18 protein-coding genes, 2 pseudogenes and 1 other annotated feature are annotated in these 19,341 nt (G+C 53.3%); of the genes and pseudogenes, 13 read left to right on the top strand and 7 right to left on the bottom strand.

Annotated features, from left to right (window positions below; translation table 11 throughout):
• Nucleotides 1–3 precede the first annotated feature (3 nt).
• Complete coding sequence (locus HV213_RS14760) at nucleotides 4–600, bottom strand: NAD(P)H-dependent oxidoreductase (RefSeq protein WP_181486247.1); 597 nt, start codon at nucleotides 598–600, stop codon at nucleotides 4–6.
• A gap of 99 nt (nucleotides 601–699) precedes the next feature.
• The gene (locus HV213_RS14765) at nucleotides 700–1,608 is read right to left on the bottom strand and encodes a LysR family transcriptional regulator (RefSeq protein WP_181486248.1); all 909 of its coding nucleotides are present in this window, start codon (nucleotides 1,606–1,608) and stop codon (nucleotides 700–702) included.
• Between the two features lie 227 nt (nucleotides 1,609–1,835).
• Nucleotides 1,836–1,930, top strand: a sequence feature (Trp leader region).
• A gap of 136 nt (nucleotides 1,931–2,066) precedes the next feature.
• On the opposite strand from HV213_RS14765, the pseudogene HV213_RS14770 reads away from it, so the two are divergent.
• A pseudogene (locus HV213_RS14770) lies at nucleotides 2,067–2,714 on the top strand (pyridoxal-phosphate dependent enzyme); the annotation flags it as partial.
• 26 nt (nucleotides 2,715–2,740) lie between these two features.
• Here HV213_RS14770 and HV213_RS14775 read toward each other — a convergent pair.
• A complete protein-coding gene (locus tag HV213_RS14775) occupies nucleotides 2,741–3,961 on the bottom strand; it encodes an ISL3 family transposase (RefSeq protein ID WP_086816680.1) in 1,221 nt (406 codons plus the stop codon).
• A gap of 70 nt (nucleotides 3,962–4,031) precedes the next feature.
• Here HV213_RS14775 and HV213_RS14780 point away from each other — a divergent pair.
• Both HV213_RS14780 and trpA read left to right on the top strand, forming a co-directional pair.
• A pseudogene (locus HV213_RS14780) lies at nucleotides 4,032–4,583 on the top strand (pyridoxal-phosphate dependent enzyme); the annotation flags it as partial.
• Nucleotides 4,583–5,386: a tryptophan synthase subunit alpha gene (gene trpA / locus HV213_RS14785; RefSeq protein WP_181486249.1), complete on the top strand. Its 804-nt coding sequence runs from the start codon at nucleotides 4,583–4,585 to the stop codon at nucleotides 5,384–5,386. The pseudogene HV213_RS14780 and the gene trpA, both read left to right, overlap by 1 nt.
• Before the next feature lie 46 nt (nucleotides 5,387–5,432).
• Here the strand turns inward: trpA and HV213_RS14790 are convergent, their stop codons facing one another.
• Together HV213_RS14790 and HV213_RS14795 are read right to left on the bottom strand one after the other, a co-directional pair.
• Nucleotides 5,433–5,951: a prolyl-tRNA synthetase associated domain-containing protein gene (locus HV213_RS14790; protein WP_181486250.1), complete on the bottom strand. Its 519-nt coding sequence runs from the start codon at nucleotides 5,949–5,951 to the stop codon at nucleotides 5,433–5,435.
• A gap of 26 nt (nucleotides 5,952–5,977) precedes the next feature.
• Nucleotides 5,978–6,361, bottom strand: a complete 384-nt coding sequence (locus HV213_RS14795) for a VOC family protein (RefSeq protein WP_181486251.1) — start codon at nucleotides 6,359–6,361, stop codon at nucleotides 5,978–5,980.
• 320 nt (nucleotides 6,362–6,681) lie between these two features.
• Between HV213_RS14795 and HV213_RS14800 the strand changes: the two genes are divergently transcribed.
• The 4 genes from HV213_RS14800 to HV213_RS14815 all read left to right on the top strand — a co-directional run bounded on the left by HV213_RS14800 (nucleotide 6,682) and on the right by HV213_RS14815 (nucleotide 9,723).
• Complete coding sequence (locus HV213_RS14800) at nucleotides 6,682–7,821, top strand: MFS transporter (RefSeq protein WP_181486252.1); 1,140 nt, start codon at nucleotides 6,682–6,684, stop codon at nucleotides 7,819–7,821.
• Between the two features lie 121 nt (nucleotides 7,822–7,942).
• Nucleotides 7,943–8,542 carry a dienelactone hydrolase family protein gene (locus HV213_RS14805; RefSeq protein ID WP_181486253.1) on the top strand — a complete coding sequence of 200 codons (600 nt, stop codon included), beginning with the start codon at nucleotides 7,943–7,945 and terminating at the stop codon, nucleotides 8,540–8,542.
• A complete protein-coding gene (locus HV213_RS14810; protein WP_181486420.1) occupies nucleotides 8,542–9,114 on the top strand; it encodes a DUF1349 domain-containing protein in 573 nt (190 codons plus the stop codon). Before HV213_RS14805 ends, HV213_RS14810 begins: the two co-directional genes overlap by 1 nt.
• Before the next feature lie 216 nt (nucleotides 9,115–9,330).
• Nucleotides 9,331–9,723, top strand: coding sequence for a VOC family protein (locus HV213_RS14815; RefSeq protein WP_181486254.1), 393 nt, complete (start codon nucleotides 9,331–9,333; stop codon nucleotides 9,721–9,723).
• A gap of 44 nt (nucleotides 9,724–9,767) precedes the next feature.
• On the opposite strand, the gene HV213_RS14820 is transcribed toward HV213_RS14815, so the two are convergent.
• The gene (locus HV213_RS14820) at nucleotides 9,768–10,370 is read right to left on the bottom strand and encodes a DJ-1/PfpI family protein (protein ID WP_181486421.1); all 603 of its coding nucleotides are present in this window, start codon (nucleotides 10,368–10,370) and stop codon (nucleotides 9,768–9,770) included.
• Between the two features lie 217 nt (nucleotides 10,371–10,587).
• Nucleotides 10,588–11,214 carry a DUF1062 domain-containing protein gene (locus HV213_RS14825; RefSeq protein ID WP_181486255.1) on the bottom strand — a complete coding sequence of 209 codons (627 nt, stop codon included), beginning with the start codon at nucleotides 11,212–11,214 and terminating at the stop codon, nucleotides 10,588–10,590.
• A 368-nt stretch (nucleotides 11,215–11,582) separates the two neighbouring features.
• On the opposite strand from HV213_RS14825, the gene HV213_RS14830 reads away from it, so the two are divergent.
• The 6 genes from HV213_RS14830 to HV213_RS14855 all read left to right on the top strand — a co-directional run bounded on the left by HV213_RS14830 (nucleotide 11,583) and on the right by HV213_RS14855 (nucleotide 18,794).
• A complete protein-coding gene (locus tag HV213_RS14830; RefSeq protein WP_181486256.1) occupies nucleotides 11,583–12,614 on the top strand; it encodes a LacI family DNA-binding transcriptional regulator in 1,032 nt (343 codons plus the stop codon).
• Nucleotides 12,615–12,874: 260 nt separating this feature from the next.
• Nucleotides 12,875–13,828, top strand: coding sequence for an ABC transporter substrate-binding protein (locus HV213_RS14835; protein WP_181486257.1), 954 nt, complete (start codon nucleotides 12,875–12,877; stop codon nucleotides 13,826–13,828).
• 62 nt (nucleotides 13,829–13,890) lie between these two features.
• Nucleotides 13,891–15,423, top strand: a complete 1,533-nt coding sequence (locus HV213_RS14840) for a sugar ABC transporter ATP-binding protein (RefSeq protein WP_181486258.1) — start codon at nucleotides 13,891–13,893, stop codon at nucleotides 15,421–15,423.
• The gene (locus tag HV213_RS14845; protein WP_181486259.1) at nucleotides 15,410–16,429 is read left to right on the top strand and encodes an ABC transporter permease subunit; all 1,020 of its coding nucleotides are present in this window, start codon (nucleotides 15,410–15,412) and stop codon (nucleotides 16,427–16,429) included. The genes HV213_RS14840 and HV213_RS14845 overlap by 14 nt, the downstream gene beginning before the upstream one ends.
• Nucleotides 16,430–16,506: 77 nt before the next feature.
• The gene (locus HV213_RS14850) at nucleotides 16,507–17,877 is read left to right on the top strand and encodes a hypothetical protein (RefSeq protein ID WP_181486260.1); all 1,371 of its coding nucleotides are present in this window, start codon (nucleotides 16,507–16,509) and stop codon (nucleotides 17,875–17,877) included.
• Nucleotides 17,874–18,794: a carbohydrate kinase family protein gene (locus tag HV213_RS14855; RefSeq protein WP_181486261.1), complete on the top strand. Its 921-nt coding sequence runs from the start codon at nucleotides 17,874–17,876 to the stop codon at nucleotides 18,792–18,794. Before HV213_RS14850 ends, HV213_RS14855 begins: the two co-directional genes overlap by 4 nt.
• The last annotated feature ends 547 nt before the right edge of the window (nucleotides 18,795–19,341 follow it).

The raw sequence follows: 19,341 nt of genomic DNA on the forward strand, positions 1-19,341 counted from the left end.
AAATTAATTTGAGAGTCTTTCCACTAGCTGGCGCTGATACTCAGGCAACTGGCTGCGAGTGGCGCTCTGAAACACCAGCGGTGGAAGCCAGGTCATTCCAGTATGCAGGGCGCTGGCCTTCATCGGCATAAATACGTCGGCAAGGCTGACGCCAATTCGACCGGACTCGCCGTAGGTCGTGTCGCCTCCCGCTGCGGTGGTCACAATCAGCATTTCCTTACCCTGCCACGACCCTGGTCCCACGCTGCCCCAGGTATCGTTCATCCAGGCTTTCATCATCGGCGTAATGTTGAACCAGTGAGTGGGGAAAATGAAAACAATGCGCGAGTGTTCACGCATAAGGCGTCGCTCTTCATCGGCATTGATTTTTCGCGTGTCATAACCGTAAAGCGTCTCCAGATTGCGCACGGTCACGCCGGGTACGCTTTGCGCTGCGGTCTCAAGACCTTTGGTCATGACCGATTGTTCCGGATAAGGGTGAGAAACAATCACCAGGGTTTTTGTCTCGGCGGCCGCGTGGGTACTGAAAGATCCGATAAAAAAGATGACTGCGGCCAAAAAGCAAAATAGTCCGGGGATACTGCGGTGTTGTAATTTCATTGAGGTCTCCTTCTCTTTTGCCTCAAGGGTAAGGCGCGCATTGCGAAGGAGCCAGCCCCGCTTATCGAATGGGGTTGTGAGTAATTTTCATCAATCAGGCTACAGGCCCAGCGGTTTTAACTCTCTGACAAGATCAATTAATAAGCGCAGCCCTGCGGGAAGCTGATGACGGCTGGAGTAATAGATATAGAACCCCGGCCCGGAAGAAGCCCAGTCGGTGAGGACCAGGCGCAAACGCCCTTCGCTAACGTGCTGAGAAATAAGCGGTTCCGGGAGATACATCAAACCGAATCCCTGCAATATCGCCACCACCCCGGTTTCCGCCTGATCGACCGTCAGCAAAGGGGGGACCTTTATGGTGAGCTGCTCCTCACCGCGCTCAAACTCCCATTTATAAATACGATTATTCCCCAGCCGGTTGCTAACACAGCGATGGTGATGCAGATCGTCTGGATGCTGAGGTTCTCCAAACCGCGCGAGATAGGTCGGAGACGCTGCGACAACCCAGCGAACATCGGCGGAGAGGCGCTGGGCCACCATATCCTCAGGTACTGTTCCGCCGTAGCGGATCCCGGCATCAAAACGCTCTTCCGTCACATCAATAATGCGGTTGCTGGCGGCAATATCCAGTTCAATGTCGGGATAGCGCTCGGCAAAAATCGGCAAAATGGGAGCCAGAAGCAGCGTGGCGGCTTCAACGGCGACGTTAAGACGAATGCGTCCTGCGGGTGAGTCGCGGAACTGATTAAGCTGCTCGATCGCCGCATCGATCGTGGCTACCGGTTCGCTCACCGCGCGGGCCAGGCTCTCACCCGCCGCCGTCAGAGTGACGCTTTTGGTGGTGCGGTTCAGCAAACGTACGCCCAGTCGCGCCTCAAACCCCTTCAGGGCGTGGCTGAGCGTCGAGGCGCTGACGCCAAGCTCGATGGCTGCCTTGCTAAAACTGTGATGGCGTGCGATGGCGCAAAAATAGATAAGATCGGCCATATCGGCACGGTTCAAATTCATACGGTCTCGCTAACGTGGTAGAAAATCAGCTGAAAAAACCACGGTACCTCGACTTGATGCATTGAAGCAATGTGCTGTTTCACGTTTGCGCTGACGAGAAAAATCGCAATGTTCGATTCTTGGTATCAATAATTCCAAAGTTGACATTGACCTCTAGAACTAGTTTACTAGTACAAATTCTTTTTTCCAGGTATCGAAAAATGCAACGCGTGATCATGATGACTCTGCACAGCTGGTGGCGCACTTCCCGTTAACGGGCAGTATCGTCACGTCTGCAGTTTGCACACCGATACCCGGCCCGCCAATAAGCGGGCTTTTTTTTGTCCAGATTTTACGTATGCGGCGCAGGAAAACAGCCCGCGACCGCTGCGTAGTACCCGATTTCACTTCACGTGCAGAGTCCTCACCGGGAGAGATGGAACCCGACTCAGGTACTGCGCATATATTAAGGAGCAATAATGAGCACATTACTTAACCCCTACTTTGGCGAATTCGGTGGTATGTACGTTCCGCAGGTTTTGATCCCGGCGCTACGCCAGCTGGAAGCGGCGTTTGTCAGCGCACGCGAAGATCCGCTCTTTCAGGCTGAATTTACCCATCTCCTGAAAAATTATGCCGGTCGTCCAACGGCGCTAACAAAATGCCGCAATCTTACGCAAGGAACCCGCACAACGTTGTACCTCAAACGAGAAGACCTGCTGCACGGCGGCGCGCATAAGACCAATCAGGTTCTTGGCCAGGCGCTGCTGGCAAAACGCATGGGCAAAACGGAGATTATCGCCGAAACTGGTGCCGGACAGCACGGCGTAGCATCGGCCCTGGCCAGTGCCCTGTTGTGCCTGAAATGCCGCATTTATATGGGCGCGAAAGATATTGAACGCCAGTCGCCTAACGTCTTCCGTATGCGCCTGATGGGTGCGGAAGTGATCCCCGTTCACAGCGGTTCATCCACCCTGAAAGATGCGTCGAACGAGGCTCTGCGCGACTGGTCCGGAAGCTATGAAACCGCCCACTTCATGCTCGGCACCGCCGCGGGGCCGCATCCTTTTCCAACCATCGTGCGTGAATTCCAGCGCATGATCGGCGAAGAGACCTGGGTACAGATGGGTCTTCCCCGATCATGGTGGGAGACTCAGAAGTCCATGTTTAACCTGCCGTAATGGAACATCACAGCTACTTTGAACCGCTCCTTGTTCCGGTATCCCCTCGACTTGATCCGCAGCAGTCTGATCTTGCTGTTCAGCGATTCTGCATTGCCGTTTGATACCCGATGCTTCATCGCATTCAGGATACCGTACAGCCGTTTACGTAACGTTCTGGCGGCACTACTCAGCAGCGGGACGCCAACATCTTTTGCCATCGCTATCCATTCCTGCCACAGGCGTCTGCTGTGCTCGTCATACCGACGGTTCCAGAGTTCCCGCGCCAGCTCTTTCATTGCCCAGCAACGGCTGGTATCAGGCAGGACCATCTGCGCTGCCTCCAGTCTTTCTGCTATTCGACCATGACGCTTATGACGGCCGTACAGCCACAGATAGCGGGAGCGATGTGCACGTTTTCGGGCCTGCAACGGGATCGTTTTCATCTCTGACTGCCGTGTTTTATCCACCACGGCACAGAGCATTTTGGCTACATGGAAGTGATCGAAGGCGATTTTTTCTACTGCGTTGGGTAAGTGGATCCGGGCCGCGCTGATATAGGCCGGGTTCATATCCATCGACAAGGTTTTGATGGATTCGAGCTGGCGGTCACCCAGGTTTCGGAGATAACCGGCAAGACTCTCAACACCACGATCATCCCTTAGCTCAAGCGCTTGTCCCTGCGTATCCGAGATAACGGTGACATACTGATAACCCTTTTTGAAGCTCACCTCATCCACACAGAGGTGACGCGCAGACTGGGGCAACCGTCGGCGCGCCAGTCCTCGCTTTACCGCACGCTGCATGATGTTATCGACGGCATTCCAGCTGAGTTTCAGTTGTTTCCTGACAGCATCAACGGTACTGATTTTCAGCCATGAGAGCACGAAGGATTCGAACAACAACGTATACCGGCTGCCGGGTCCCGCCCACGGAACTGGCAGCGTCAGGCAACCATGTTCCGGGCACATAATGCGGGGGACATCGGCTTCGACTATCGTTGAAAACTGGCAGGTATCGAGATGACGCCATTTGCGATGCCGGTGATCGTGAGCAGGACAGGATTTCCCGCAGGCCGGACAGGTCAACTGAGTATTTTCAGCGATCCCGACAGTAACGGTAACAGACCCCGCATTTTCATCGAGAGAAAGAGACGTTACCTGCCACGGAGCAGACAGGTTGAGGATATGAGCATAGAGGGACTTTTCGTCCATGGTGGTGACCTCTGGCGAATTAATACGCCATTATCATGCCTTTAGCCACCACAACAAGGGAAGACCCGTACAGATACAGGAAAAAGAGGGACGCCTGCCGGATGCCGTTATCGCCTGCGTGGGCGGCGGCTCCAACGCCATCGGCATGTTTGCGGACTTTATCGATACCCCTCAGGTCGGGCTGATTGGCGTTGAACCTGCGGGACATGGCATTGAGAGCGGCGAGCACGGAGCACCGTTAAAACACGGTCGCACCGGCATTTACTTCGGCATGAAGTCGCCCATGATGCAGACTGATGACGGCCAGATCAAAGAGTCCTGTTCTATTTCCGCTGGCCTCGATTTCCCATCAGTCGGGCCACAACATGCTTATCTGAACAGCATTGGTCGCGCAGAATACGTCTCTGTGACCGACGATGAAGCGCTGGCAGCATTTAAAACCCTGAGCCGCGCTGAAGGGATTATTCCGGCACTTGAGTCATCCCATGCGCTGGCTCATGCCTTGAGGATGATGCGCGAAAATCCGGACAAAAAGCAGTTGCTGGTGGTGAATCTTTCCGGTCGCGGCGATAAGGACATCTTTACCGTACACGACATTCTGCAAGCGCGAGGAGAAATGTGATGGAACGCTATAACGATTTGTTTACGCAGTTGGAAAACCGTGGAGAAGGCGCATTTGTTCCTTTTGTCATGTTGGGCGATCCGCAACCGGGGCTATCGCTGCAAATTATTGACGCGCTGGTTGCCGGAGGTGCTGATGCGCTGGAGCTGGGTATCCCGTTCTCCGACCCGCTGGCTGACGGCCCGACCATTCAAAACGCCGCTCTGCGTGCTTTTGCGTCAGGCGTCACCCCTGCCTGCTGCTTCGAGATGCTGGCGGCTATCCGCGCGAAATATCCGACTATCCCCATCGGCCTGCTGATGTACGCCAATCTGGTCTATAACCGAGGGATCGATACATTTTATGCCGATTGCGCCCGCGTCGGCGTCGATTCGGTACTGGTCGCGGACGTCCCGTTCGAAGAATCAACCCCGTTCCGCCAGGCGGCAATGCGCCACAACATTGCGCCTATTTTTATCTGTCCGCCCAACGCTGACGATGAGCTACTGCGCCAGATTGCCGCGCACGGTCGCGGTTACACCTATCTGCTGTCGCGAGCGGGCGTAACCGGTGCGGAAAATCGTGGCGCAGTGCCATTGCAACATCTGGTGGCGAAGCTTAAAGAATACCAGGCTGTCCCGGCGCTACAGGGATTCGGAATTTCAACCCCGGACCAGGTTACGGATGCATTAGAAGCGGGCGCCGCCGGAGCGATTTCTGGTTCTGCTATTGTGAAGATCATTGAGCAACATGTTGACGATCGTGATGCCATGCTGACAGAGCTGAAAGCCTTTGCTGCCCGCCTGAAAGCTGCAACCGTCTGATCAGCATCACGCAACGTTTGTGTATTAAAAATACCGGTCATTGCGGTTAGCCGCAGTGACCGGCAACATCGCCGACCTGCTGAGATGCATGCGTACAGTAGTGTAAAAATTGATGGAGCGCGCTGAGTGAAATGCACACTGTGGCGGTATTCACCAGTGGGTGAAAACCTAATGGTCCCTGTTCATCAACCGAGGCATCAATCAGCACCTTAATTTTCTGAGCCGGATCGTTTAGCAGCGCAAAGGGAGTGACCTCGCCCGGCTCCAGTCCCAAAAGCTGCTTTAGCTCGCCAGGCGTTGCCAGGGAGAGACGGGAGTCACCAATTTCTCTGGCTAACGCCTTCAGATCGGCCCTCTTCTCACCATCGAGAATATAAAGATAGAAATGGCGTCCGCTGTTGTTTTTTAAGAGCATATTTTTAAGCAGTTGCGCAGGAAGCTTCACCGCATAGCGCTCTCGATCGCTGACGCTGTTCATTGCCGGATGTTCAATATAGCGATAATCGATATGCAGATTATTAAGTAGCTGAAGTAATTTATCCCGATTCACAACTTGTATATCCATTTGGCGCGACCAGAGTTCCAGACGCATTAGTATCGATAAACGGCTTCGATATTGTAGCCATCGGGGTCGAGAACGTATGCAGCATAGTAGCCGGCGCCGTACTGGGGCCGTAGACCGGGCAAACCGTTGTCACGGCCACCTGCTTTCAGAGCGGCGTGATAAAACGCCACGACCTCTTCTTCCGAATACGCACGAAAGGCAATATGGGTTCGGGGTACATAAGGGATCCCGACGGTTATCCAGAAGGTTTCCGCCGCCAGCTCCAGCCCGGTCTTTTGTAAATTGCCAAACCCCACCCGCTCGCCCGGTGGAGCTTTACTGATCCCGAGGCCCAGGGCCGAGAGCGCCGAGGTATAGAAAACTTTACTACGTTCAAAATGAGTCACGGTGATGCCGGTATGATCGAACATGAATTTCTCCCTGAAAAATAAGCAAGATGTTCCTTTACTGTGAGTTACCGCAGGAGTCATGCTCAGAGTATTCACAGTTATTATGATAATACCCGTTTAGCATGCATCAGACTGTGATACTACGGACATCGTGACCAGTGCATTCAGCTAATCAACGCTTGCTGCTCTTGCGCTAATATTGCAAAATCGAGCAACAAAACCACCCTGAAAACACCATTCGAGCAATATTGAGCACCTGAATGATTAGTCCTCTCTGAAGGTATCGGCGTGATGCCAACTGAGTACAGGGAAGCCTTACGATCTTACGACAAGGAACATCAATGCACGCTTCTGCTCCAAATGCCAGCCAGTCCCTGGCAACACGTATCGCGTTTTTCATTTCAGGCTTTGCCACCGCAACCTGGGCGGTGATCGTGCCATTCGCCAAAAGCAACACGGCAGTTAACGACGCCATGCTCGGTACCCTGCTGCTGTGTCTGGGTATGGGCGCGCTTATTGCCATGCCGCTGACCGGCATACTGACCAGTCGCTACGGTTGTCGTCGGGTGATTGTGTCGTCAGTGGCTATCGTTATCGTGTCCATGCCTTTACTGGCCATCATTAGCGATGCCCGGCTGCTCGGTTTTGTCCTGCTGATATTTGGTGTGGGCGTCGGCGTGACCGACTGCGCCATGAATATTCAGGCGATTATCGTCGAACGCCAGGCAAACAAACCATTAATGTCCGGCTTTCATGGGATGTACAGCGTCGGGGGAATTGCCGGCGCAGGGGTGATGACTCTCCTGCTGACCGCCGGACTTGCCGTTCTCTCCGCCACCATAACTGTTGCACTGATCGTCACCGGGCTGTTACTCATCTGTACCAAAGGTCTTTTACCGTGGGCCAACCCGTCCAGCGGGACTGCATTTGCTATCCCGCGCGGCATCGTGTTGTTGATCGGCATAATCTGCTTTGCGGTCTTTCTGGCCGAAGGCACGGTGCTCGACTGGAGCGCCGTCTTTCTCACCGAAGTTCGCGGCATGCCGGAAAACCTGGGCGGGCTGGGTTTTGCCTTCTTTGCCATAGCGATGACCGCAGTCCGCCTGAGCGGCGACCGCCTTATCACTCGCCTCGGCTTTGTACCGGTGGTATTTGGTGGTTCCATTCTGGCCGCCATCGGTTTTTGCCTGGTGACGTTTGTCCCCGCCTGGTCGCTGTCGCTGCTTGGCTACGTGCTGGTCGGCGCAGGCTGTGCCAATATTGTCCCGGCGATGTTCTCCGCCGTGGGGCGTCAGCAGGTCATGCCACAATCCGTAGCCGTTCCTGCGATTACCACCATGGGGTATCTTGGTGTACTGGCGGGACCTGCGTTGATTGGTTATGTCGCGCATCTTAGCTCATTGACCTATGCGTTTATTTTTATCACCGTGTTGATGCTTATCGTTGCTGCAATGTCGCGCACGGTTGCGCCGGAAAGGTAGGCGTACAGGCAAGAAACAATCAGAAGCGAGCAACCATCTTGACGGGCTCTGACACACTGACCCAGTTCAGGATGGTTCTCAATTTCTGACAAACTCATTTTTATCCAACAGAGGCGTATTTATGTTACCTGATTGCGATAAAGCCATCGTTCTGCTGCATGAAATTTACGGCATCAATGCGCATATTCAGCGAACCGCAGATATATGGAAAAGACGCGGTTTCGATGTTTATACCCCAATGCTCTTTCCCCACTCAGCGCCTTTCCGCTATGACCAGCAAGATGAAGCCTACCGCCACTTTAGCGATAAAGTCGGCTTTGATACGGCGGATGTCGAGTCCCTGCTAGCCGGTCTAAGGGAAAAATATGACACGGTACTGGTGATCGGCTATAGCGTGGGTGCAACGTTAGGCTGGCTGGCCGCCAGAAGCGGACTCTGCGACGGTGTTATTTGCCATTATGGCTCACGGATCCGTCAGCACAGTGACATTGCGCCGCCCTGCCCGACGCTTGTTATTATTGCCAGCGATGAACCGGCATTCGATCCCCACACAATGCAAAATGAACTTGAGAAAAAGTCGTCTGTGTCCTGTCGAATGTTCAATGCACAGCACGGCTTTTGTGATGCCGATAGCCAGGTGTGGGACGCATGCCTTGCGCAGCAGGCAGCCGAGGCCGCAGAACTATTTATATCCCTTATTCAGCAGAAACAGGAGGCATGATGCATCAGGCATTTCACTGGATGAACGAACCGACAACATGGGCCGATAAGGATGGCGTCCTCAGCGTGGTAACCGACGCGCAAACTGACTTCTGGCGTGAAACCTGGTACGGGTTTGAGCGCTTTTCCGGGCATATCTACGCAACGGAGGTCTCCGGCGATTTCACCTTCCAGGTTCGGGTACGCGCTGATTTCGACACCCTGTATGACCAGGCGGGGATTATGCTGATGCAGGATGAGCGACATTGGCTTAAGGCGGGCATTGAGTATAACGACGGCGCACCCGCCATCGGCAGCGTACTGACGCTGGGGAAATCAGACTGGGCAACCGGCAACTATTCAGGAGATCCCCGAGAGTTCTGGCTGCGCCTGACCCGCCAGGGAGAAGCGCTACGTTTGCAATATTCCACGGACGGTCACCGTTGGCCGCTGCTGCGCCTGTGCCCTTTTCCAACCGGGACGGCAAAGGTCGGCGTGATGTGCTGTACGCCGCAACGCAGTGGACTCAAGGTCGATTTCCACGACCTTTCGCTGCTGCCGCCGAATGGTAAAGATTTGCACGACCTGAGCTGAGACGCCGGGAGGGCACCCTCCCGCCTCTGCTTCTACTCAAATGTCATAACCATCGAATCAAAATCAATCGTCCACTTATAGTGCCTGAGGAATTCACAGGTAAGAGCCCGCGCTGGTTAATCACGATCAATGTAGAACTTTTGGCCCGCCAGGCCTCGTGTCACCGCCATTGCTGCTAGATTGACATGTTACTCAGGCGAAAATCCAGGAGGCTCCATGTTTTCCTATATCATGCTTGGCACCAACGATCTGCCTCGTGCTATCCGTTTTTACGACCCGTTGATGGAAATGCTGGGACACCCGCAGAGCGGTCGGGGCGATGAAGGCGCGTCATGGGGGACATTCAGCGAAAACCGCACCATCGGCCTGTGCGTTGGCAGGCCGTTTAACCAACAGCTGGCAACAACCGGCAATGGCGTGATGGTTGCGCTGAATGCGCGTTCCGTTGAACACATTCAGCAGCTTTATGCGCTGGCGCTAAGCCTGGGGGGAACCGATGAAGGGGCACCAGGACACCGCCCGCAGTACGGTGAAGGTTTCTATAGTGCCTACGTCAGAGACCCCGACGGCAATAAGCTGGCGTTCGTTTATTATGCTGATGTGCACTAAGCACGCAAAACCAGGCCCCTCTTTCTGACGCGCTTTGTATCGCATCAACCTTCAGGAAACATTCCCGATGTAAACGCCGCTCTCATCGCTGCAATCTCCTTTTCCTGCGCCGCGTCTAATGCGGCCAGCATATTGCAGGTAAAATCGACAAAACCGACACCGTTGGCAGTCACCAGATTGCCGTCACGCACGGAAGGGACGTTCTGGTACCGCGCTTCGCCACGATAGGCTGACCCCGCTCTGCCCTGGAGATAGGCCAGGCTGTTTGATGTATGAGCAACCTCATTGAGAAAACCGTTGGCACCTAAAAATGCCGATGCATCACAAATAGCCCCAACCACTAACTGCCGGGCAAGCGCCTGTTCGACCAGAGGCACCACTCGCAGTGCCTCTTCACCCCACCAGTTAAGCCCGCCTACCAACACCAGGGCGGCGTAATCTTCTGGCATCGTCTGGAAGGTATAGTCCGGCAGGCAGCGAACACCACCGATAGAGGTGACAGGGCCCTCATCCGGTGCGACGATTTTGACGTCGTAATGCGGTTCCCATACGCCAAACCCCCTACGTAACCCCGGCGCTAATAATGCAAACTCCCAGTCGGCATACTCTGGGATCAGCACAAACAACACTTCTTTGCGGGTATCCATAGACATCGTTCTCTCCTTTGTAGACACAGATTTCGCCGTGACGGCGTTCGGGTTGCCTGGCGTCGATCTTGCAATCGACGCGATTGACGTGTTGTTACACGCGCTGAGACTGTATAAATACCCAGTAATAAAGGCAAGGTCATTTTTCCTCTCATGGCAACCAGAGTTAATTTTTGCGAGGCAGCTCCCCGGATAGAATAACTATCCGGGGTACTGGCTATTTTCTCCTCAGATCAGCTCCTGCAGACAATGGAATACGCCTGTGCGCCAGGAGAACTTCCGTAGCGATATAAAGCGTATATCCTTCTGGCCTTAATCTTCGTGCTTTCAACGTCTTCAACGTAATACCCACGATATCTCCCGAATCAAGGCGCTTGCGGATTTCGTTGCCGCTCAGGCCCAGATGACTGCGCAGCACCGCCAGCAAGCTGACCTGAAAAGTACGTTCCAGTCTGACTCTTACCCTAACGAGAGAAGTGCGAAGAAGGCTGATTTGCCACCGCTCTTCAACAACGAATTCAGGCGAACCTGATAGCGTTGCGCCGTTGCGCCGCAGAACCTGCAGATCGTGAGAATAGTGCTGAACGGCAGATTCAGCGTTAGCGACAAGTTGCCCATAGAGTTGCGGATTGATTTTGCCGATCGGCAAACGAGAGAACAGGCTGATATTCCAGGTGTAGGCACAGCGCACGCACTTATAGATACTCCAGACATCCAGTACCTTTTTTTGCGAATTGATCCGGAAGGATCCGGATGGCGTGAAATCCTGCGCCCCATGACATGAGGGGCAGCGTTTGCTAATCAGCTGGTAGCCCACAGGACTGACGTTCCATGTGACTTTCATGGTAAACCTTTTTTTTAACCCATACAAAAGCGGAGCCGTCTATAACGGACCGTGATTTTTTGCGATGTGAAAAATATTTAGAGAATACTTTTCAGTGGGTTAAAAAAAGATTTCCAACACGACTACCCTGTCTGACTGCGAACGAATAGGCCAAGAGTAACAAAATGATTGAGCGTTCAATCATGCATGAAATCAATAAATATCAAATTTCATTCACAAACCACCTTGATTACATCTTGTTCACAAAACGAGAAACCGCTCACTGTTCTAACAAACCTAAACGTTTATGTTTTACATCATAAACGTTTAGGTTAATGGAATAATCGTTTATATCACCAGTTGATGCTCATAAAGATAGAGAGTGGAAAATGCGAAAAGCGACAATGCGGGACGTCAGTGAGGCAACAGGATTCTCAATGTTTACCGTCTCACGTGCGCTAAACGGCGGAGATGGCGTTGCGGATGACAGCCGGGAACTGATACTCAAGGTGGCGCGGGAACTTGGCTATGTCCCTAATCGTGCAGCCCAGGCGCTACGCCGTTCCAGCAGGGATTCCGTGGCGGTTATCACCGCACACGCCTCGAACTCCTACTACCTCAACCTGATGTCCGGGATTCAGCATATGCTGCAACCTTCGCAATGGACCGTGGTTCTTGGGGATATTGCGGTAAACGGTATCTACGATCGGACCCAGGAAGATCGCATGATTAACCGTCTGATTGAATCCCGAATGGCGGGTATCATTTCGACGGTGACGCTCCATCCGGAGAGCCTGAGTCTGCTGGCTAAATGGGATATTCCGGTGGTTTTTGTCGATTCCCCTCCTCGGGGCGATCATAATTTTCCCAGCGTGACCACCGATAATTATCATGCCAGCCTGTTAGTCGGGGAACATCTGGCACAGCACGAATATAAAAACTGGCTGCTGCTTATCTACCCTGAACGCTGGACGACACGCTTTGAACGCGAACGCGGGATCCGCGAATCGGCAGAATGCTGCGGCGCAACGCTGCGAGTGCTGGAAACCGAAAACGACGCGCATTCAGCTTCTGAAAAACTGAGTCAATACCTCGATAGCCAGGCGCAGTTGCCCGACGTACTTATTGCCGGTAACAACCCTATTCTGCTGGGTTCGCTTCAACAGCTTCAGCAACGGCAAATCGCCATTCCCGACGATATAGCCCTTATTGGCTATGACGAATTTGACTGGGCGCCGCTGCTAAATCCACCGCTCACCGTACTGAATGAAAATAGTGAAGAAATTGGCAAGCAGGCTGCAGAAATGCTGATCCGATTAATAAAAGAAGAAGGAAAAGGAGACACCACAACGCAACTCAGAGTGCCCGCCGAACTGGTTGTTCGCCAGTCCTGCGGCTGTAGCAAAACTAATAAGAAATAAAAGACGCATTTTCATCTATACCCTAAATAATTCGAGTTGCTTAAAGGCGGCAAGGGAGTGAATCCCCGGGAACATAGATAACTATGTGACTGGGGTGAGCGAGTGTAGCCAACACATAAGCAACTTGAAGTATGACGGGTATATTTAAATAATGGCTGAGCGTTCAGCCAATATTACAAAACAACATCAGGGGATTATTTCTGAGGTTCCCCCATACCTGGCCGTACCGTCATACAACGAGATAATTACAGGAGCAGAACATGACTAAACTTCGCAAAGCATGGCTGGCTGTCGCGGTTACAGCGGTCATTGCCACCATGACCGGCTTTTCTCCCACCGCCAGCGCCGCGTCGCAGGAGGGCAAAAAAATTGCCCGTATTGGACTAATGGTGCAGGACATGTCCAACCCGTTCTTTTCGGCAATGGAGAGAAATGCTAAGCAAGCTGCTGGTGAGATCGGTGCCTCCATTAACGTACAAGACGCGCAGGTCGATTTAGCAAATCAGAACACCCAGATTGATGCGTTTATTCAGCAAAAAATGGATCTCATTATTATCTCTGCGGTTGACGAATCCGGGATTGAGCCCGCAATTCAAAGGGCAAAAGCCGCGGGCATCATCGTTATTGCGGTCGATACGCCCGCTAAAGGTGCTGACGCCGCCATCATGACCAACGCCATCCAGGCCGGAGAAACCTCCTGTGAATATCTGTTCAGCCAGATGGGCGGCAAAGGCAAAGTGCTGCTGGTTGATGGAACGCCGATCCAGACGATTATCGACCGTATTAAAGGGTGTAAAAACGTCGCTAAAAAATACCCGGATATCAAAATCGTCGGTCAGCAGGCATCGCGCAACGACCGTGCTTCCGGCCTGATGGTCACCACCGATATGCTCACCGCCAACCCGGATGTCTCCGGTATTTTCGGCATGAACGATCCCTCTGCTCTGGGCGCCGTACTGGCCGTTGAACAGGCGGGCAAAGCAAGCACTATCAAAGTCACTGGCGTAGACGGCAGCCCGGAAGCAGTTGATGAGCTAAAACGCAGCGGCTCACCGTTTATCGGTACCGCAACGCAAAACCCAGGAGAAATGGTCCGCCAGGCCATATCGCTTGCTCAGGATATCGTGGCGAATAAACCCGTACCTTCCCATACCATTTTAATCCCCAGCGTACTGGTCACGCGCGATAACGTGAGTAGCTATCCGGGTTGGTAAAACATCACTCTGAGACGTGACAAACGGGATGAATATTGGGTTCATCCCGGAGGGTAAAGACAATGACCGACAGATCATCACAACCCCTGCTCCGGCTTGAGGGGATCTCAAAACGCTACGGCGCGACGCTGGCGCTGAACAACGTACGTTTTGATTTATTTGCCGGAGAGGTTCACGCCCTGATGGGTGAAAACGGGGCGGGTAAATCCACGCTGATGAAAATTCTTTCCGGAAATGAGCAGCGCGACAGCGGAGCCATTTTTAAGGATGGGCATGAGATTGATATACGCACACCTCGTGATGCCCGCAAGCAAGGTATCGCTATTATCCACCAGGAACTGAATACGGTTGCGGATATGACGGTGGCGGAAAATCTGTTTCTCGGTCAGGAGCCTACGACCTTTGCCGGTATTCTCGACCGGAGACGGATGTACCGGGAAGCAAAGCATAAGCTGGATCGCATCAATGCGGATATTGACCCGCATGCACCGCTCGGGTCGCTCAGTATCGGGCGCCAGCAGATGGTGGAAATCGCCCGTGCCGTCAGTGAAAACGCCAAAGTGCTCGTGCTTGATGAGCCAACAGCGGCCCTGTCGCGAACGGAAACGCTGCAATTATTTCGCTTGATTGAACAGATGCGTCAGGACGGCGTCGGGATGGTCTATATCTCACACCGCATGGAAGAAGTATGGCAGTTGGCCAATCGGGTAACGGTGTTCCGCGATGGCACCTGGATCGGCACGGAAACCATGGGCAGCGTCTCCACCACTGATATCGTACGCATGATGGTGGGAAGGCAAATTGTCGACTTGTATCAACACGAACCCCGCACGCCTGGAGATGTGCTGCTGGACGTCAGGGAGCTGGCGGGTAGTGCAACCGGCCCGGTGACTTTTGACGTCAGGGCCGGAGAAGTGGTCAGCATGTCCGGACTGGTCGGTTCCGGGCGCACCGAAGTCGCCCGGCTATTATTCGGTGCCGATCCGCGAACCCACGGTAGCGTGCATATTGATGGCAAGGCGATCCATCCTTCAGACCCTACCGCCGCCATCGCAGAAGGTATTGGGATGGTGACTGAAGACCGAAAAACGCAGGGACTGTTCCTGGGGCACTCGGTTGAGCACAACATTGATATCAGCTCTCTCGATAACTTTGTCGCCAGCGGCGTCGTCAAACGTCAATCCATCCGCACGGCGGTTCTCGAACAGATGCGCAGACTTCGGTTGCGAGAAAATGCAGTCGAGCTACCGGTCAGCGCCCTGTCCGGCGGCAACCAACAAAAAGCGGCGCTGGCGCGTTGGCTGCTACGCGATTCACGGTTGCTGATCCTCGATGAACCCACGCGCGGCGTCGATATAGGCGCGAAAAGAGAAATATACGAACTGATCGACAAGCTCGCCCGCGCCGGAAAAGCCATTCTGGTTATCTCTTCCGACCTACCCGAGGCCATTGGGATCAGCGACCGACTACTGGTCATGCGCGCTGGCCGTATCGTTCACCAGTTACCTTCACATTCAGCAACGGAAGAAGAAGTGATGCTGCACGCAACAGGAACCTTCACCAGTCAACCCGGAGAATGCCATGGACCACAATAAACCAGTGACGGAACTGCCGGTCAACGCGCCGTTTGATTTTGCAAAATGGTGGGATCGGGTGGGGATCCTGATCGTTCTGCTGGTACTGCTGATCCTGATGTCGACCTTTGCCCCTAACTTCAATCGGGTCGATAACTTGTTGAATATTGCCAGATCGATTTCCGTTAACGCCATCCTGGCAGCAGGCATGACCTTCGTGATTTTAACCAGCGGCATTGATTTATCCGTCGGTTCCATCGTCGCCGTCTCCGGCGTGGTCTCGGTCGTTGCTGCGATGGCCGGTATCCCGGCACCGTTGGCGATTCTGGCCGGCGTCGGCGTTGGCGCTCTCTGCGGGCTGCTCAATGGCGTCCTGTCCGCTTATCTCGCCCTCGCCCCCTTCATTGTAACCCTCGGCACGATGACGTTTCTTCGCGGTATGGCCTACACCATTACCGAAGGACAACCCATTGTTTCGAGTAGTCTCAGCTTCCGCGAACTGGGAAATGGTTATATCGCCGGTATCCCTGTTCCAGTGATTATCATGCTGGTGGTTTATCTGCTGGCGTGGTTCATCCTTGAGCGTACCCGATTCGGGCGTCATATCTATGCCGTCGGCGGCAACGCTCAGGCTGCTCGTCTTGCCGGTGTACGGGTGAAACGTGTTCTTGCCGCCGTCTATATGATTGCCGGTGTTTGCGCAGGTTTAGCTGGCATTATCTTTGCCGCGAGGGTCATCTCCGCCCAACCTACCGCCGGGACGGGCTATGAACTGGACGCGATTGCGGCGGTCGTCCTGGGGGGCACCAGCCTTGCCGGTGGACGCGGGCGGATTATCGGCACCCTGATAGGCTCAGTGATCCTTGGCGTACTTAGCACCGGGCTGATCCTGTTGAGCGTCCCCTTCTTCACCCAACTTTTAATCAAAGGCATCGTCATCATACTCGCCGTGGCGATAGACGGGCTGAAGCAGCATCCGGAGCTGTTCACCTTCTGGCGGAAAAAAGAGCTCGCCCGACCACGCTAATTTTCCATGACGCTTTGTTTATCCGCCGCTCAGGCGGCGGGTTTTCGCTTGCTTAAATTCTGATGGAGTATATGGCCATGACATACCAAATTACGCTAAAAGACCCGCTCAACGGCCTTCGGGATCATGAACCCATTACGTTCACTATCCCGGACATTTTGCCAGAACCGTTGTGGTGGGCCACTGCCGAAACGGGAGAGCGGATCCTTTGCCAACGGCTTAACCATTCGGTGGTGGAAAATAGTACAACGTTCATCGCTACGGTCAGCTTTACCGGCACGCTTCATTTACGACTTGAGCGTCCTTGCACTGATGCCGAAACCCGTGAGGCCACGGGCATTCAAAAACTGGACGGTAAAGAGGCAGATTGCTTTGCCCGTCTTAATACCGGCTGCTTTGATCTGGAAATGTGCCGGGGAACCGCTCAGGGGGTAGGCTCATCCAAGTGGGGTCTGCGCCACTTCCGCCGCCGGGAGGACAACATCGAACTTCTTCCTTCCGGAAATAATGCCATCGGCGGATTTTACGGCCCGTTCTTTACCCCCGAAAACGGCCTGATTAACCCGCCTGAACATACCCTCGTTGATATTGAAACGATCGAAGAAGGTCCGGTCTATCATCACTATCGAATGCATGGAACGATTCCCGATGGTTTATTGCCGGAACTACGCGGTAAGCATTTCTCTATTGACTGGAAATTCAGCTGGAATACCCCGTGGTTTCAGCGCCGCTACTGCGTAGATGATTTTTCAACCGTGATTAACGGACGCTCGGTGACCAATAAAATTACCGTTGGCGACGAGTTTGAAAGTGGCCCCGGAAAGCTGGTATTCGATCGCTTCGCCGCTCACGGCGGCACCCGCTATCGCGCAGGCGACCCCTACGCCGAAGAGCTGGTCGCGATGGTCGCCCATACCGTCACTACCTCAGAGAATCAAAGCCCGAAATTTGCCGAATTCCGCGAACAACTTAGCGATATGGCGTCTGCCCACTGGGATCTTTACTGGCGAATGTTCTGTCGCTGGGAGAACGTGCTCGATGAAGTTGAGATCCGTGAAAGACTTGGCTTAGTCCGCGCCAGAGCGCACCTCAGGGCCGATCTGAATGAACGAGAGTGGATACTCACCGATTTGCCTGTGGATGTTTCCGCCGTGCCCGATGAAACCATTTTTCCCGGTCCGGCCAGCAAAACCGTCGAATATGATTCAGCAAGCGGTCGGGCAATGATCTGGTGGACTTCTCAACCCTCCGGCGCTTTCCAGATAGTCCAGCGCCGTCAGTCAGGATGGGTCAACTGGGGAAGTAACGGCGAAAACGAGTGCCCAGAACTGCCTGTTGGGGTTGATATCAAAACTGCCTGCGGAATATTTGCCGATAACTGGATGCATATTGCCAATCAACTTGAAACGCCGCCGTACATATCAGTGAGCAAAGGAGACGACCAATGATCCTGTGCTGTGGAGAAGCCTTAATCGATATGCTGCCCTGTCGAACCCGTGAGAATGCCTCAGCATTTATTCCCTGCGTCGGCGGTGCGGCGTTTAATACCGCGATCGCATTGGGTCGCCAGGGAATGCCGGTGAGCCTGTTTTCCGGTCTCTCAAATGATTTTATGGGCGATATGCTACGCCAGTCTCTTGAAGCTTCCGGGGTTGATTTCTCACCTTCCACGCGAGCGCCGCTGCCGACGACGCTGGCCTTCGTCAGGCTGGTACACGGACAGGCACGCTATACCTTTTACGATGAAAACAGCGCGGGCAGAATGCTGGCAGAAAGCGATCTGCCCAATTTGGGCGACGACGTTACCGCCGTTTTATTCGGCTGCATCAGCCTGATAGCTGAACCGTGCGGCAGCGTTTATGAATCATTGATGGCGAGAGAAGCCCCGCGCCGGGTGATGTTCCTCGACCCGAATATCCGTGAAATCTTTATCCAGGACCGGGAGAAGCATCTGGCCCGTATGATGCGGATGATAGCGCTGGCGGATATTGTCAAACTGTCGGATGAAGACCTTGCCTGGTTTGGCGAGCGCGCAAGCGAAGATGAGGTTATTGCCCGCTGGCTGACGTTGGGTCCAAAACTTATCGTTGTGACCCGTGGTGCGGATGGTGCTGATGCGTGGACGGCTAACTTCAAACTGCATGTTCCCGGCGTCAGCGTGCACGTTGCTGACACCGTCGGTGCCGGAGATACGGTCAATGCCGGGATTTTAGCCAGCCTGTCTCAGGCGCAATGTCTTGAGAAAAGCAAACTAGTGACGCTGTCACGTGAGCAGGTGCGTCATGCCGTTGACCTCGGTATGCGGGCGGCGGCGGTGACGGTCTCAAGGCCAGGAGCGAATCCGCCGTGGGATCACGAGCTGTGAATCCATTTGGATGCTGATGATGACCTGCGAGATGGCTCATACGCAGGTCATCTGACCATTTTTCGCCATATAATTTGTGTCGAGGTAATTGAATGAAACCTAAACCACTCTAATTTATTTATGGATATTGTCGTCTGATTCACTAATATCAGGTTACGTGTACATTTGTCGTCTGAGTCGACATCATTTTTAGGGACAGGATGTCATTAATGAAAAAGAGAAAATGGTTCGCATACCTACGTTACACATCAATTCCGCAACACAAATTTCGTCCGGTGAAATGGCTTGCATTTATTGCTACATTGTTATTTCTGGCGCAGTTTGTGCTCGAAACCCTCCTGTTATCCGAATAAACCCATATTTTCGGTCACACATTCCATCTCAGATTAACCTTAATGAAATATTGTGATGAATCTCTCATTTTCTAAACAAGCGTTGGACAGTAATATCGTAAGCATGTTAGTAATTTAATCAAGCAGGAGAATGGATTTAAATTAAACAGAATTTAAACCCTTCCCAATAAGCTAAAAAAATTTAATTGATAATG

It is taken from the genome of Klebsiella sp. RHBSTW-00484 (assembly GCF_013705725.1).
Lineage (GTDB): Bacteria > Pseudomonadota > Gammaproteobacteria > Enterobacterales > Enterobacteriaceae > Klebsiella.

Bases quoted from the DNA above. Each gene is read 5' to 3' on its own strand.
- HV213_RS14760 (WP_181486247.1), bottom strand. From the start codon at position 600: ATGAAATTACAACACCGCAGTATCCCCGGACTATTTTGCTTTTTGGCC.
- HV213_RS14765 (WP_181486248.1), bottom strand. From the start codon at position 1,608: ATGAATTTGAACCGTGCCGATATGGCCGATCTTATCTATTTTTGCGCC.
- HV213_RS14775 (WP_086816680.1), bottom strand. From the start codon at position 3,961: ATGGACGAAAAGTCCCTCTATGCTCATATCCTCAACCTGTCTGCTCCG.
- trpA (WP_181486249.1), top strand. From the start codon at position 4,583: ATGGAACGCTATAACGATTTGTTTACGCAGTTGGAAAACCGTGGAGAA.
- HV213_RS14790 (WP_181486250.1), bottom strand. From the start codon at position 5,951: ATGGATATACAAGTTGTGAATCGGGATAAATTACTTCAGCTACTTAAT.
- HV213_RS14795 (WP_181486251.1), bottom strand. From the start codon at position 6,361: ATGTTCGATCATACCGGCATCACCGTGACTCATTTTGAACGTAGTAAA.
- HV213_RS14800 (WP_181486252.1), top strand. From the start codon at position 6,682: ATGCACGCTTCTGCTCCAAATGCCAGCCAGTCCCTGGCAACACGTATC.
- HV213_RS14805 (WP_181486253.1), top strand. From the start codon at position 7,943: ATGTTACCTGATTGCGATAAAGCCATCGTTCTGCTGCATGAAATTTAC.
- HV213_RS14810 (WP_181486420.1), top strand. From the start codon at position 8,542: ATGCATCAGGCATTTCACTGGATGAACGAACCGACAACATGGGCCGAT.
- HV213_RS14815 (WP_181486254.1), top strand. From the start codon at position 9,331: ATGTTTTCCTATATCATGCTTGGCACCAACGATCTGCCTCGTGCTATC.
- HV213_RS14820 (WP_181486421.1), bottom strand. From the start codon at position 10,370: ATGGATACCCGCAAAGAAGTGTTGTTTGTGCTGATCCCAGAGTATGCC.
- HV213_RS14825 (WP_181486255.1), bottom strand. From the start codon at position 11,214: ATGAAAGTCACATGGAACGTCAGTCCTGTGGGCTACCAGCTGATTAGC.
- HV213_RS14830 (WP_181486256.1), top strand. From the start codon at position 11,583: ATGCGAAAAGCGACAATGCGGGACGTCAGTGAGGCAACAGGATTCTCA.
- HV213_RS14835 (WP_181486257.1), top strand. From the start codon at position 12,875: ATGACTAAACTTCGCAAAGCATGGCTGGCTGTCGCGGTTACAGCGGTC.
- HV213_RS14840 (WP_181486258.1), top strand. From the start codon at position 13,891: ATGACCGACAGATCATCACAACCCCTGCTCCGGCTTGAGGGGATCTCA.
- HV213_RS14845 (WP_181486259.1), top strand. From the start codon at position 15,410: ATGGACCACAATAAACCAGTGACGGAACTGCCGGTCAACGCGCCGTTT.
- HV213_RS14850 (WP_181486260.1), top strand. From the start codon at position 16,507: ATGACATACCAAATTACGCTAAAAGACCCGCTCAACGGCCTTCGGGAT.
- HV213_RS14855 (WP_181486261.1), top strand. From the start codon at position 17,874: ATGATCCTGTGCTGTGGAGAAGCCTTAATCGATATGCTGCCCTGTCGA.